12 protein-coding genes are annotated in these 13,378 nt (G+C 56.6%); 8 read left to right on the top strand and 4 right to left on the bottom strand.

Annotation, left to right across the window (positions count from 1 at the left end; all coding sequences use genetic code 11):
* Position 1: 1 nt before the first annotated feature.
* The gene (gene fabA, locus EYC82_RS08845) at positions 2–517 is read right to left on the bottom strand and encodes a 3-hydroxyacyl-[acyl-carrier-protein] dehydratase FabA (protein WP_279249173.1); all 516 of its coding nucleotides are present in this window, start codon (positions 515–517) and stop codon (positions 2–4) included.
* A gap of 245 nt (positions 518–762) precedes the next feature.
* Here fabA and EYC82_RS08840 point away from each other — a divergent pair, with 245 nt between their 5' ends.
* Genes EYC82_RS08840 through EYC82_RS08830 form a run of 3 tightly spaced genes read left to right on the top strand, consistent with a single transcriptional unit; the run spans position 763 to position 4,388 of the window.
* Positions 763–2,175, top strand: coding sequence for a mannose-1-phosphate guanylyltransferase/mannose-6-phosphate isomerase (locus tag EYC82_RS08840; protein ID WP_279249172.1), 1,413 nt, complete (start codon positions 763–765; stop codon positions 2,173–2,175).
* A 24-nt stretch (positions 2,176–2,199) separates the two neighbouring features.
* Positions 2,200–3,027, top strand: a complete 828-nt coding sequence (gene galU, locus EYC82_RS08835; protein ID WP_279249171.1) for a UTP--glucose-1-phosphate uridylyltransferase GalU — start codon at positions 2,200–2,202, stop codon at positions 3,025–3,027.
* An 11-nt stretch (positions 3,028–3,038) separates the two neighbouring features.
* Positions 3,039–4,388 carry a phosphohexomutase domain-containing protein gene (locus EYC82_RS08830; RefSeq protein ID WP_279249170.1) on the top strand — a complete coding sequence of 450 codons (1,350 nt, stop codon included), beginning with the start codon at positions 3,039–3,041 and terminating at the stop codon, positions 4,386–4,388.
* 27 nt (positions 4,389–4,415) lie between these two features.
* Here EYC82_RS08830 and pgi read toward each other — a convergent pair whose 3' ends face one another.
* A complete protein-coding gene (gene pgi / locus EYC82_RS08825; RefSeq protein WP_279249169.1) occupies positions 4,416–6,050 on the bottom strand; it encodes a glucose-6-phosphate isomerase in 1,635 nt (544 codons plus the stop codon).
* A gap of 99 nt (positions 6,051–6,149) precedes the next feature.
* Positions 6,150–7,112: a polyprenyl synthetase family protein gene (locus tag EYC82_RS08820; RefSeq protein WP_279250673.1), complete on the bottom strand. Its 963-nt coding sequence runs from the start codon at positions 7,110–7,112 to the stop codon at positions 6,150–6,152.
* Between the two features lie 283 nt (positions 7,113–7,395).
* On the opposite strand from EYC82_RS08820, the gene rplU reads away from it, so the two are divergent.
* The 4 genes from rplU to proB all read left to right on the top strand — a co-directional run bounded on the left by rplU (position 7,396) and on the right by proB (position 10,471).
* Positions 7,396–7,704 carry a 50S ribosomal protein L21 gene (rplU, locus tag EYC82_RS08815; RefSeq protein ID WP_279249168.1) on the top strand — a complete coding sequence of 103 codons (309 nt, stop codon included), beginning with the start codon at positions 7,396–7,398 and terminating at the stop codon, positions 7,702–7,704.
* Positions 7,705–7,718: 14 nt separating this feature from the next.
* Complete coding sequence (rpmA, locus tag EYC82_RS08810; RefSeq protein ID WP_279249167.1) at positions 7,719–7,976, top strand: 50S ribosomal protein L27; 258 nt, start codon at positions 7,719–7,721, stop codon at positions 7,974–7,976.
* 170 nt (positions 7,977–8,146) lie between these two features.
* On the top strand, positions 8,147–9,346 hold the full coding sequence (gene cgtA / locus EYC82_RS08805; RefSeq protein ID WP_279249166.1) for an Obg family GTPase CgtA: 1,200 nt from the start codon (positions 8,147–8,149) through the stop codon (positions 9,344–9,346).
* Positions 9,347–9,349: 3 nt separating this feature from the next.
* Positions 9,350–10,471 (top strand): glutamate 5-kinase, encoded by a 1,122-nt coding sequence (gene proB, locus EYC82_RS08800; RefSeq protein WP_279249165.1) that lies wholly within the window; start codon positions 9,350–9,352, stop codon positions 10,469–10,471.
* 64 nt (positions 10,472–10,535) lie between these two features.
* Here the strand turns inward: proB and EYC82_RS08795 are convergent, their stop codons facing one another.
* A complete protein-coding gene (locus tag EYC82_RS08795; protein WP_279249164.1) occupies positions 10,536–12,077 on the bottom strand; it encodes an aldehyde dehydrogenase family protein in 1,542 nt (513 codons plus the stop codon).
* 463 nt (positions 12,078–12,540) lie between these two features.
* On the opposite strand from EYC82_RS08795, the gene EYC82_RS08790 reads away from it, so the two are divergent.
* Positions 12,541–13,377 (top strand): ZIP family metal transporter, encoded by an 837-nt coding sequence (locus EYC82_RS08790; protein ID WP_279249163.1) that lies wholly within the window; start codon positions 12,541–12,543, stop codon positions 13,375–13,377.
* The last annotated feature ends 1 nt before the right edge of the window (position 13,378 follow it).

Below are 13,378 nucleotides of genomic sequence, written 5' to 3'. Positions count from 1 at the left end.
CCTAAAAAGACTCCGTAGATGTGAATAGCCCGACCCGCAGGTCTTTTGCGGTGTAGATTTCACGATCATTCACCGCGAGAGCGCCATCGGCGATACCCATTACCAACTTCCGTTCAATCACCCGCTTGATATTGATAGTGTAGACAATCTTCGTGGCGCTAGGGAGTATCTGCCCGCTGAATTTCACCTCGCCACATCCCAGCGCTCGGCCCCGGCCGGGGTTGCCGCGCCAGCCAAGAAAAAAGCCCACCAGTTGCCACATCGCATCCAGACCAAGGCAGCCGGGCATGACCGGGTCTCCCGGGAAGTGACAATCAAAAAACCACAGGTCGGGCGCAATATCCAGTTCGGCGACTATTTCACCTTTGCCGTAGCCGCCGTTTTCTGAGCTGATATGGGTGATACGGTCTACCATCAGCATCTGGTCGGTGGGAAGCTGCGCGTTACCGGGTCCAAACAGGTCCCCTTTGCCGCACGCGACCAGGTCATCTTTGGAATAGGTGCTATTTCCGATCATAAGTTATCCACAGTAGGTGAGACTCAGGTCCTGTAAAAGCGGTTTTCAACGGGCAGTGTGGCCGATCGACAAGATGATGCCTGCGAACCGGTGCTCAGTTTAATAGCTGGGCCTCACAAGTCCAGTGCTTTGCTGGCGAAAAATAGCCCCATCCGATACCATTGGAGGCGGTGTATTAATACGCTGGAGCAGCGCTGTGTGACCGCGGCGCGCACAAGTTTTCAGCCCTGCGATAGAGGATTCGGATGTTAACGCCTGTACTTCTTTCCGGTGGTGTCGGCAGTCGGCTATGGCCGGTATCCCGGGAATCACATCCGAAGCAATTCCTGCCCCTGGCCGGTGAAATAACGATGTTGCAGGAAACGCTGCGACGCACTGCAGGGCTCACCTCAGCTGCCCCTGTGGTGGTGTGTAATGAAGAGCACCGTTTCATGGTCGCAGAACAGATGCGGCAGCTGGAGATTGAGTCCGATGCGCTAATTCTTGAACCCGAGGGTCGTAATACCGCTCCCGCCGTGGCCCTGGCGGCCATACAGGCCATTACCAGTGATCCCGAAGCCGTTTTGTTGGTGTTACCGGCAGATCATCTGATCCAAAACGTGGACGCGTTCGTGAACGCGGTAAACACGGCCCTGCCTCTGGCGGTTGAAGGCAGGCTGATGACCTTTGGAGTGATTCCTACGGCGCCCGAGACCGGATACGGTTATATCAAGTGCGGCTCAGCTGTGTCGGATAATCTGTTTGAGCTTGAACGCTTTGTCGAAAAGCCGGATGAGGTGACCGCGCGCGAGTACCTGCAGGACGGTGGATATCTCTGGAACAGCGGAATGTTTCTGTTGCGTGCCCAGAGTTACCTCGACGAATTGGCCCGGCTTGCGCCGGATATGCTGTCCTGCTGCCAAAATGCGATGGATAGAGCTGAGACCGATATGCATTTTGTGCGTCCGGATGCCGAGATATTTATGCGCTGCCCCGGGGACAGTATTGATTATGCTGTTATGGAAAAAACGGGCTCGGGCGGAGTGGTTTCCCTCGATTGTGGCTGGAGTGACGTAGGCGCGTGGTCGGCCTTGTGGGACGTCGCGGATAAGGATGCCGACGGCAACGTATCTCGCGGCGATGTGATCATGGACAACTGCAGCAGCAGTTACCTTCGCAGTGACTCGCGGTTGGTTGCCGCAACCGGTGTCGACAATCTGGTTGTTGTAGAAACAGCCGATGCGGTGCTGGTGGCGAATCGCGACAAGGTGCAGGACGTAAAACGAATCGTAACGATGCTGAAAGCGCAGGGACGGACTGAAGCGTCGCTGCACCGACGTGTATACCGCCCGTGGGGTTCCTACGAATCGCTGGTAATCTCTGATGGCTTTCAGGTAAAACGCATTGTTGTTAATCCGGGGCAACAATTGTCTTTGCAAATGCATCACCATCGCGCTGAGCACTGGATTGTAGTGAAGGGTACCGCTGAGGTGACCTGTGAGGACAAAGTGTTTATGCTGGCGGAAGACGAATCGACCTATATACCGTTAGGCCATAAGCATCGACTGGCCAACCCGGGCCAGAGTCCTTTGGAGTTAATTGAAGTTCAGTCAGGTTCCTACCTGGGTGAGGATGACATTGTTCGTTTCGAGGACGTCTACGGACGTAGCCCGAAGTAGTGTGTTTGAGTGGGGAATTCTGACGTGATTACCAAGTGTTTGTTTCCGGTTGCTGGATATGGAACCCGTTTTCTTCCGGCGACCAAAAGTATGCCCAAGGAAATGTTGCCCGTGGTGAATAAGCCATTGGTGCAGTACGGGGTCGAGGAGGCGATCGAGGCGGGGATGACGACCTGCGCCATGGTGACGGGCCGCGGCAAGCGCACGATTACCGATCATTTTGATATCAGTTATGAGTTGGAACACCAGATATCCGGTAGTGGAAAGGAGGCGTATCTCGCCAGTATTCGTGATGTATTGGACAAGGGCGTGTTCACCACCGTGCGCCAACGTGAGATGAAAGGGCTTGGACATGCCGTGCTTACCGGTAGGCCCCTGATCGGGAATGAGCCTTTTGGCGTTTTGCTTTCTGACGATTTATGTATTAACAACGGTCCCGGCGTGCTCGCTCAAATGGCCGAGCTGTACCGTCAGTTCCGTTGCTCAATCGTCGCGATTCAGGAAGTGCCGGAAGACGAGACGCACAAATATGGCGTTATTCGGGGAGAGAGCCTGAAGTCGGGTATTTACCGCGTGGATGAGATGGTAGAGAAACCTGATCCCGCGGACGCACCCTCGAATCTGGCAATTATTGGACGCTACATACTGACTCCGGATATTTTCGACATATTGCAGGATACCTCCCCGGGCGCAAACGGGGAGATTCAGATCACGGATGCGCTGCAAACACAGGCTGCACAGGGTTGTGTAATGGCTTACAAGTTCAAGGGCAGGCGCTTCGATTGCGGCAGTGTCCCCGGTTTTGTCGAAGCCACCAATTTTGTCTACGAGAATTATTATCTCCAGGATTAAGCGAGTTCCCCGTGCAAAAAATAACCTGTTTCAAGGCGTATGATGTTCGCGGTCGTGTGCCAGACCAACTTAATGAAGACATCGCCCGGCGTATCGGCCGGGCCTATGCTGAGGTGGTCAAGCCGAAGCAGGTTGTGGTCGGACATGATATCCGGCTGAGCAGTGAGTCTATCAAGGCCGCTGTTTCGGAAGGTTTGCTGGAGCAAGGTGTCGATGTGTATGACATTGGGTTGTGCGGCACGGAAGAAATCTATTTTGCAACGTCGCATGCGGGAATGGATGGTGGCATCGCGATTACTGCGAGCCATAACCCGAAAGACTACAACGGCATGAAATTTGTGCGGGAGGAATCTCGGCCAATTTCCGGTGACACCGGCTTGTTTGACATTCAGGCCCTGGCGGAGAGAGACGCGTTTACGCCGGCGGTAACGCGGGGCACGCTGTATCAACTGGATACTTCCGAGGCCTACGTAGAGCACCTGTTGTCGTACGTCGATTTCGATAAGCTGAAGGGTTTAAAAATAGTGACCGACGCGGGTAACGGAGGCGCCGGCCGGGTGGTTGATCTGTTGGAAAAGCACCTGCCCTTCGAATTTATTAAATTGCACCATGAAGCGGACGGCAATTTCCCCAACGGGGTGCCCAACCCATTGCTACCGGAGAATCGAGCGGCGGCTATCGCGGCGGTGCAGGCGCATGGGGCCGATATGGGCCTGGGGTGGGACGGCGACTTCGACCGGTGCTTTTTCTTCGATGAGCAGGGCACCTTTATCGAGGGCTACTACGTGGTAGGTCTGCTGGCCGATGCGTTTTTGCAGCAGGGCGGCCCGGCAAAAATCGTGCATGACCCTCGTCTGACGTGGAATACAGTGGATATCGTTGAATCCGCTGGTGGTGAAGCAGTGCAGAGCAAGACGGGCCATGCCTTCATCAAGGAGCGTATGCGGCTTGAAAATGCGGTCTACGGTGGAGAAATGAGCGCACACCATTACTTTCGCGACTTCGCGTACTGCGATAGTGGCATGATTCCCTGGCTGTTGGTGACCGGGCTGGTGTGTGCCAGTGGCGCACCGCTGTCGCAGCTGGTGGCAGCGCGCATGGCGAAATATCCCTGCAGCGGCGAGATCAACAGGACCATCGCGGAACCGGTCGCTGTGTTGGCAAAGGTTGAGGAAGTCTATGCGGGCGACGCGGAAAGCGTCGGCCACGTGGACGGCCTCAGTATGTCGATGGGCGACTGGCGTTTTAACCTACGAATGTCAAACACGGAGCCCGTAGTCAGGCTCAACGTCGAAAGCCGGGGTGATACGGCACTCATGCAAGCAAAGACAGCAGAATTACTGGCGCTCATCGACAGCTGAATGCGTGATGCGCGCCTGCGCCGTGGTTTATTGCGGCGTATCCTTCCAGGCTTTAATTAATCGTTCTGTGGCGGGGTCCATGATTTTGCCTTCCTTTCCCGATAGGCGCTCGAGAACCTCCGCACTGATTTCCTTCCCCAATTCTACCCCCCATTGATCGAAGGAGTTGATGCCCCAGAGCAGGCCGCTGCAATAGGTACGGTGCTCATACAAGGCCAGCAACGCCCCTAGCGTTGCCGGTGTCAAAGTAGTTAGCGTGATAATACTGTTTGGCCTGTTACCCGGTATGACCAGATGCGGCGCAAGCCCCTCCGCTTCTTCATCCGACATGCCTCGCGCCAGCAGCGCAGACCGGGCATCCTCCAGGGAGCGTCCTACCAGCATGGCGCGACTCTGGGCGAGGCAGTTCGCTACCAGCTTGCTATGCTGCTCCGCCTTGTCTGTGTGTGTGCTTAACGGCAGGATGAAATCTGCGGGGCAGAGCAGCTGGCCCTGGTGCAACAACTGGTGAAAAGAGTGCTGACCAATAGTACCGGCGGAGCCCCACAGTGCCGGCGCAGTAGTGTAGTCCAGCGACCGTCCCGCAGCGCTGACTCGCTTGCCATTGCTCTCCATGGTCAGTTGCTGGAGGAAGTCCGGCAAGAGCCGTAAAGCATGATCGTAGGGCAGAACGACGTGATTCTTTGCGCCGAGAAAATCGCAATACCATATTTCGAGCAGGCTCATTAGCAGAGGCATGTTGTCTGAATCCCTGCTATGGCGGAAGTGTTCATCCATGCGTTCGGCGCCCGCCAAAAAATCGCAGAAGTTTTCCCATCCCAAGGCGATAGCACAGCTGAGTCCCACCGCAGACCAGACCGAGTAGCGTCCTCCCACCCAGTCCCACAGGGGCAGGCAGTTACAGGGGCTGATGCCAAAGGATTGCGCGGCCTGCAGGTTGCTGGTGACCGCGAGGAAGTGCAGGTCCAGATCGGCCGTTGAGGCGCCCGCCTGCAGCAGCCATTGGCGGGCAGACAGCGCGTTGGCAAGCGTTTCCTCGGTGAGAAATGACTTTGAGCAGACAATAAACAGTGTGCTGTCGGGATGCAGTTCCGCCAGTGTCTGCTCCAGGTCCGCCGGATCCACGTTTGCTACGTAATGACAGCGAACAATGCCCTGGTAAGGCTGCAGGGCTTCAGTAACGAGTCGGGGGCCGAGATCTGACCCGCCGATCCCGATGCTGACAACATCTGTGATGGTCTTGCCGGAGAATCCGGACTGGTCGCCTCGGTTAAGTTTGTCGGCGACGGCTTTCATCTGTTCCCGGGCGGCGCAAACATCGGCAAACCGCTCTCGCAAGGTGTCTCCCCGGCTGGCGCGCAACAGTGTATGCAAAGCCGGGCGATCCTCCGTATTGTTTACGTGGCTGCCCTCAAACAGCGCTGTAATGCCACTGTAGACTGCAGCCTGGTCAGCCAATGCAGAAAGGCTTGCCAGGGTGTTATCGTCGATCAGGTGCTTCGAGTAATCCAGCTGCAGGCCGGCGGCTTCAACGGTATAAGTCTCACCCCGTTGCGGGTCCTGTTCGAACAGTTCAATAACTGACTGGTTTTTTAGCTCGGAGGCCTGTTGCTGCAGAGCTTTAAATGCTGGCAGTTGGGTCAGTAACTCGCGCGCTGTCATCGAGCGGTCCCGCAATGATGAATGTCAGGGTTGAGTATAGGAACAGGGCATTACCGGTGCAATGGCAAGCAGCGATGTCGTGGCAGCGAACTTTGCGAGTCAGCGGTTGCGATTCACTGAAAATGCCGCGAGCTGCTCGAGGGTGTCACGGGCTTTGCCCGGAGGAAGACTGGCGAGCTGCCTGAGGGCGCTGTCTCTGTACTCGCGAGCGGTCACGCGGGTGTATTCGAGGCTGCCGCAGCGCTGCACGGCTGTGGTAACCGCTTCGATATTCTGCGCGCTTCTGTCCGTGATGGCCTGGCGCAGGAGGCTTTTTTCGTCGGGAGTGCCGGTACGCAATGCGTGAATGAGGGGAAGTGTTACTTTGCCTTCCGTGAGGTCGTCTCCGACATTTTTCCCCATGGTATGAGGATCTCCGTCGTAATCCAGAGCGTCATCAACCATCTGGAAGGCGATGCCCAGATTTAGCCCGAACTCCTCTAATGCCTCTCGTTGGGTATTGCTCGCTCCAGCCAGGGTCGCCGCACCGTAGCAGGCGGCGGCGAACAGAATGGCCGTTTTGCGGGTTATCACGTCCAGATACTGTGTTTCATCTGTGTCCGGGCTGCCCGCGCGCACCAGCTGCAGGACTTCTCCCTCTGCGATGGTGTTGGTGGTTTCCGCCATGTGGGTCATGATTTCCATGTTCCCAAGCCCGACCATGAGCTGAAATGCCCGGGTGTAGAGAAAATCACCCACCAGCACGGACGGCGCGTTGCCAAACTCCGCGTTGGCGGTGGGGCGGCCGCGCCGCAGAGTGGAGATGTCTACTACGTCGTCATGCAACAACGTCGCCGTATGAACGAATTCTATGACCGCGGCGAATGAAATATGGGTTTCATCGTTCTTGCCCAGAGCGGCCGCCGCGAGAAGGACTAGCAAGGGTCGCAGGCGTTTGCCCCCCGCATCTACAATGTAGTGGCCGATATTTTCCACCATATCGACGTCCGAGTGCAGCTGATCTACGATGAGCTGGTTGACCTGGTCGAACTCGGCAGCGACTGTGGCGCGGATATCCTGCATAAGGCCTGAAAGTAAAGAAAAGTGCCCGCGCATGCTAGGGCGGGGCCACAGCAGTGTCAAGCGGTTGGGGTTGGCCCGGCTGTTCCTGGAAGTGGCGCAACTCATTGTTTTACTGCAAAAATAGCGCTTGCCCTGTGTGCGCAAGTTGCGTAGAATCGCCGCCCTCTGGACGATCCTGTGGTGTGGGTACGTCCGGGTTAACTCAAAGTTTGTGCCTGTCTCTGCCCCCTTGGTATCAAGGGCTTGATGTGAATGCGAGCAGGCTAATTAAACGGAGAAGGGTATGTACGCGGTTATTGAAAGCGGTGGTAAGCAACACCGTGTTGTAGAGGGTGAGACTCTCAAGCTGGAAAAAATCGAAGTTCCTACCGGTGAAGTGGTGGAGTTCGACAAGGTTCTCATGGTGGGCGGTGACGCGGTAAAGATCGGTACCCCCTTGGTGGAAGGCGGCAAGGTCACTGCGGAAGTGGTCTCTCACGGCCGACACAAGAAAGTAAAAATTGTAAAATTCAATCGCCGTAAGCATTACCGGAGAGAGACTGGTCATCGCCAGTGGTTCACCGAGGTGAAGATAACCGGTATTAAGGCTTAAAGGGGAGCTCGACAATGGCACATAAGAAAGCAGGTGGTAGTACCCGGAACGGTCGCGATTCAGTCAGCAAACGTCTCGGTGTAAAATGCTTTGGTGGCGAGGCCGTAAAGGCTGGTAACATCATCGTGCGGCAGCGAGGTACACGCTTCCACGCGGGTGAAAACGTCGGAATTGGCAAGGACCACACGCTGTTCGCCACGATGGATGGCAGGGTGGAGTTCATCGAGCGCGGGCCTAAAAGCCGCAAGTATGTTCAGGTGGTGAGTGCCTAGCGATTTGCAGCTGACGCTGATTCAAAAGGGGCCTCGTCATCTGACGGGGCTTTTTTTTATCTGGCCTAACGTGAAGCACGGTAGACAATAAACTGTGGAGCAGGTTGGGTTGGAACAGGGCGTGCCCGGGGTACCAATGACCGGTTACACCGTAATCATCGGAATACAGAATGAAATTCGTCGACGAGGCAAGCATCAATGTACACGCGGGTAAGGGCGGCAATGGCTGCCTGAGCTTCCGGCGTGAGAAATACATTGAAAAGGGAGGTCCTGACGGGGGTGACGGCGGCGACGGCGGCAGTGTCATCATCGAAGCGGACGACGCCCTGAACACCATGGTGGACTATCGCTTTCAGCGCAACTATCGCGCGGAGAACGGAGAGTCGGGGCGGGGTCGTAACTGCACCGGTGGGAGTGGTGCAGATTTAATACTGAAGGTGCCAGTGGGCACCACCATTCTGGATGAGGACCTTGGCGATGTGCTGGGTGACCTCTCAGTGGCCGGGCAGCAACTGGTGGTCGCCCAGGGTGGCTTCCATGGTCTTGGCAACACGCGTTTCAAATCCAGCACCAATCGCGCTCCGAGACAGACATCGTCAGGCACAGAGGGCGAATTGCGGCGTCTCAAGCTGGAACTGAAGGTGCTCGCAGATGTTGGTCTGTTAGGCCTGCCCAATGCGGGTAAGTCCACCTTGATCCGGCAAGTTTCCTCGGCCAAGCCTAAAGTGGCGGATTATCCGTTTACCACCCTTGTTCCCAATCTCGGCGTGGTCAGCGTAGAGGCTCACCGTAGTTTTGTAATGGCGGATATACCAGGATTGATTGAGGGTGCCTCCGATGGTGCTGGCCTCGGCATTCGCTTTCTTAAACACCTGACACGGAATCGCATCCTGCTGCATCTGGTGGATATGGCGCCCTATGACGGCGTAGAACCGCAGGAGAGTGCACTTTCCATTGTGCGTGAACTGCAACGTTTCAGTCCAACCCTGGCGCATCGGGAGCGTTGGCTGGTATTGAATAAGAAAGATTTGCTCGATGAGGCAACTTTTGCCACTCGACGTCAGGCCGTGCTGCAGACGCTGGCCTGGCAGGGGCCTGTGTACGAGGTTTCAGCCATTGGGGGCGATGGCACCCGTGAGCTGTGCGGTGACCTCATGCGTTACCTGGAAGAGTGCCGCAGTCGTGAAGCGGTGGATCCCGCTTTGATTGAGCAGGAAATGGAAATGCAGGGACGTATGCAGGAAGAGGCGCGGCAGCGTATCGAGGCGTTACGAGCGGCGCGCCGCAGTCGATCTATGGTGGACGATAGTGAGGCCGATGATGACTTCGATGATGATGACTTCGATGTTGACGCAGAGTACAGGCCGTAACGCATGAGTAAACGGGATGAAATAGCCGGGGCACGCCGCTGGGTGGTAAAAGTGGGCAGTGCGCTGCTCACCGATGAGGGCCGCGGTCTGGACGAAGACATGATCGCATCCCTGGTGGAGCAGCTGGTAGACCTGCGCCATTGTGGATGTGAGGTCGTGCTGGTCTCCAGCGGAGCCGTTGCGGCGGGGGTGGCTCGCCTGGGATGGACCGCTCGGCCCAGTCAGCTGCACGACATACAGGCCGCTGCAGCGGTGGGGCAAACAGCATTGGTGCAAAGCTATGAATCTGTATTCAAGCGCCACTCTATTGCGATAGCGCAGATCCTGCTGGTGCACGATGACATTACTGCCCGGGATCGTTACCTGAATGCCCGGGGAACATTAAAGGCGTTATTGTCACTGGGTGTTGTGCCCATCGTTAACGAGAACGATACAGTGGTAACGGAAGAGATCCGCTTTGGTGACAACGATACTCTCGCCGCGCTGGTGGCCAACCTGATCGACGCGGATGCACTGCTGCTTTTGACTGACCAACAGGGCTTGTACCGAGAGGATCCGCGAAAGAATCCAGACGCAGAACTCGTCGAGACTGCGAATGTCAGCGACACCTCGCTCGACGATATGGCGGGTGAAGGCGGTGTCCTGGGGCGCGGCGGTATGGTCACCAAGGTGCGTGCAGCTCGGCTGGCGGCGCGATCGGGTACTGAAACGATTATTGCCTCGGGTCGCGTTAATGGCACCATCCGCAGCGTGGCAAGAGGAGAACAAACGGGTACGTGGTTGCGCGCCGGGCGCGAACCCGAAAACGCGCGCAAGCAGTGGCTGGCCGGTATGATGCAAACCGCGGGCAGTGTCACGTTGGATGCCGGCGCGGTCAAGGTATTGCGCGAGTCGGGCCGTAGTCTATTGCCTGTGGGCGTCTGTGGCGTAACTGGCGCCTTCTCCCGTGGCGATATGGTGGGCTGCTGCGATGACAGTGGCAGCGAAATCGCCCGGGGACTGATCAACTATAGCGCGGAAGAGACCCGCCGGATCATGGGCTCTGCGTCGAAGGAGATCGATTCCATACTCGGTTACCGGGGCGAGGCAGAACTTATCCATCGGGATAACCTGGTACTTCTATGAGGCATTTCCGTGGCGTGTTGCCCGCCGCAGGCAACCGCGACCTTCACCAATCTGCTGCTGCCTCCTAGCTCATCCATCGGCCGATAGGCGTCTTCACCCAGAGAAATTCCATTAATTTTTTCATACCCTCGGCACTCTTGGCGTCATACGGGTAGCCGTTTTGCATCTTCCCACCGAAGCGATCAATGACGATGGGCATCTCGTGGCAGTAGCCGCGCAGGCCCTTTTTACCGTTGACCTGACCTAGCCCCGAATTCTTCTTGCCACCAAAAGGTGCGGCGGGGATGCCGTAGCTCACGGCCATGTCATTGACGCTGCAGGAGCCGGTATCAATGGCAGAGGCCATTCGGTATCCCTTGTCCTTGTCCTTGGTCCACACATTGCCGTTCAGGCCGAATTCGGAATCATTAGCCAATCGCAGGGCCTCTGCCTCGCTGTCCACTTTTTGTATGCAGAGAATCGGCCCGAAGGTCTCCAGGATCATGATGTCCATCGAGTTGTCGACGTCGGTGATGACTGTGGGCTCGTAGTAAAGCCCGGGCAGTTCCGGGTTGCGGCGTCCGCCCATGTGTATGGTGGCGCCCTTGGCGCGGGCGTCCTCCACATGAGCCTCGATAATGGTCATTTGGCGATCCCAGAATACGGCGCCGACATCCTCGTCCCAGCCGTGCTTTTGCCCCTGACGCAAGGCCTTGCCCTTGTCCAGTATCAGGCGCAGGAATTCGTCATAGACGTCCTTGACGACATAGATGCGCTCTGTACCACAGCAGTAGTGCCCGGTGTTCATGCAGGAGCCTACCCATGCGCCATCAGCCGCACGGTCGATGTCCGCATCCGCGCAAACGATCATGGCGTCGTTGCCACCCAGTTCCAGCGTGACGGGAATGAGCTGGCTGGCGCAGGCTTCGGCAACCTTGCGGCCGGTAGCGACGGAGCCAGTAAAAGACACCTTGTCGACGCCGCCGTTGACGATCGCTGCGCCGGTCTCACCGTCGCCCAGCAATACTTGCAGTACGCCCTCTGGCAGACCGGCCTGTCGGTATATGTCCTCCGCCAGTTTGGCGGAATAGGGCGTTACCTCCGAACCCTTTGCCACCACCGTATTGCCCGCCAGAACTGCCTGCGTTGCCTGGTTCATGACCAGGACAAAGGGACCGTTCCAGGGAGTGATAAGCCCGACGACCCCCAGTGGCTTGTACATAATACGCAGCTGCTTCATTAATTTGAGCAGGCCGTGCACCTTGCGCTTACGCGGCTTGAGGAACTTCTCTGCATTCTTGGCGTAGTAGCAGAGCTGGTCTGCTACCGAGAACACCTCCATGCTCATGGCATCGGTGCGGCATTTGCCGGTCTCTTTGACCACTGTTTCGATGATCTCGTCCTGGCGTTCCAGTACGATCTTTAATGCTCGCTCAACGATAGTCCTGCGCTCTTTCATGCTGGTGCTGGCCCATGCTGGTTGGGCGACGCGCGCCCGGGCGATGGCCTGCTTGACATCCTCCGCATTGGCGCAGACCAGTTCCCCGGTCTCTTCGAGGGTAACAGGGCTGCGCAGCTTGAGATGGCGGCGAGAGTCGTTCGATTCGAGTGGTTCGTAGATAGACATGGCGGTCTCCGGCAAGGGGACCGTTAAACTAATAATCAATAGTTTAACTGTCAATATCTTGTGGCTCTCAGGGGCCTGAAATAGGTCGGCAGAGCCCCACAGGCCGAAATCCTGAACCGGGCACAGCGAGCAATGCTGTGGTAATTCACTGGCATGGCAGAGGTATTTTCATGACCCGTGCTATCGACGTCATGCGTCACTGGCCCCGTCGCCTAACAACAACAAAGCGCAAATTGACCCACCGTTGCCACTCTGGCTCGCCGCTTTATCGCTTTGCCGTAGGGTTGAGGGAATCGAGTGGACAGGCCTTGCGCGCTGTCTGGTATTACCCGGATGGGCGCGGATGAGGCGGTCTGGCTGTCTAAATACGCGATGCCGTTTGCGATAGTGGCCCTAAAGTACCCGACAAGAGCACCGTATTGTGAAATAATCCGCGGCTGCATTTTATCTGGCGAGATCCAGAATGACCTTGTCACCCGGTTTGTTACTGATTTTTTACTGCGTTGCCATTGCGGGTTTCTCCCTGCTGGGCGGCTTATTGCCGCGCTGGATACGTATGACCCATACTCGTACCCAGGTGATTATGAGCCTCGTTTCAGGGCTCATGTTAGGTGTGGCTTTTTATCATTTGCTGCCCCACAGCACGGCGCTGTTGGGCGGTGCGCATGGTGTTGATACGGCAGTCTGGTGGTTGATGATCGGATTGATCGTTATGTTGCTGCTGCTGCGCGTCTTTCATTTCCACCAGCATGATTTCAGTCACGAGGAAGAGCAGCACCATCACCACGAAGAGCGAGGAGTCGCCGCTGCCCATGGTTTGAGCTGGATGGGCATTGCGTTCGGCCTCGGGTTGCACACACTGATTGACGGCGTTGCTCTCGGCGCGATGATGCACGGTGGCGCGACTCACGGTAGTGTGATCGGTTTGGGGGTCTTCCTCGCTATTTTGCTGCACAAGCCTCTGGATGCGATTTCGATTGTCACCGTTATGGAGGCGGGAGGTTGGAGTCGCAGTGCCCGCACGACGACCAATTTGATCTTTGCCCTGATGTGTCCGCTGGGCGCACTGATGTTTTATTATGGCGTGGATATTATCGGCGGCAGCGAACAAGTGGTGGCGGCAGCCCTGGCTTTCTCCGCCGGTGCGTTTATCTGTATTGCTCTGGGCGATCTTTTGCCCGAGGTGCATTTTCACTCCCACGATAAATTGAAACTGAGTGTCGCATTTCTGCTGGGTATTGCGTTGGCCTTTGCCATAGGAAGCGTGGAACCCCCTGGCATTCATCTGGCGGCGCACTGAC

The sequence above is a fragment of the Candidatus Marimicrobium litorale genome, assembly GCF_026262645.1.
GTDB lineage: Bacteria > Pseudomonadota > Gammaproteobacteria > Pseudomonadales > Halieaceae > Marimicrobium > Marimicrobium litorale.
The sequence above is the reverse complement of the archived record's forward strand: the minus strand, read 5'-3'. Positions and strand labels throughout refer to the sequence as shown.

What these genes read in the sequence shown, in the direction of transcription:
- fabA (WP_279249173.1), bottom strand. Translation starts at nt 517, where the DNA reads ATGATCGGAAATAGCACCTATTCCAAAGATGACCTGGTCGCGTGCGGC.
- EYC82_RS08840 (WP_279249172.1), top strand. Translation starts at nt 763, where the DNA reads ATGTTAACGCCTGTACTTCTTTCCGGTGGTGTCGGCAGTCGGCTATGG.
- pgi (WP_279249169.1), bottom strand. Translation starts at nt 6,050, where the DNA reads ATGACAGCGCGCGAGTTACTGACCCAACTGCCAGCATTTAAAGCTCTG.
- EYC82_RS08820 (WP_279250673.1), bottom strand. Translation starts at nt 7,112, where the DNA reads ATGCAGGATATCCGCGCCACAGTCGCTGCCGAGTTCGACCAGGTCAAC.
- rplU (WP_279249168.1), top strand. Translation starts at nt 7,396, where the DNA reads ATGTACGCGGTTATTGAAAGCGGTGGTAAGCAACACCGTGTTGTAGAG.
- rpmA (WP_279249167.1), top strand. Translation starts at nt 7,719, where the DNA reads ATGGCACATAAGAAAGCAGGTGGTAGTACCCGGAACGGTCGCGATTCA.
- cgtA (WP_279249166.1), top strand. Translation starts at nt 8,147, where the DNA reads ATGAAATTCGTCGACGAGGCAAGCATCAATGTACACGCGGGTAAGGGC.
- proB (WP_279249165.1), top strand. Translation starts at nt 9,350, where the DNA reads ATGAGTAAACGGGATGAAATAGCCGGGGCACGCCGCTGGGTGGTAAAA.
- EYC82_RS08795 (WP_279249164.1), bottom strand. Translation starts at nt 12,077, where the DNA reads ATGTCTATCTACGAACCACTCGAATCGAACGACTCTCGCCGCCATCTC.
- EYC82_RS08790 (WP_279249163.1), top strand. Translation starts at nt 12,541, where the DNA reads ATGACCTTGTCACCCGGTTTGTTACTGATTTTTTACTGCGTTGCCATT.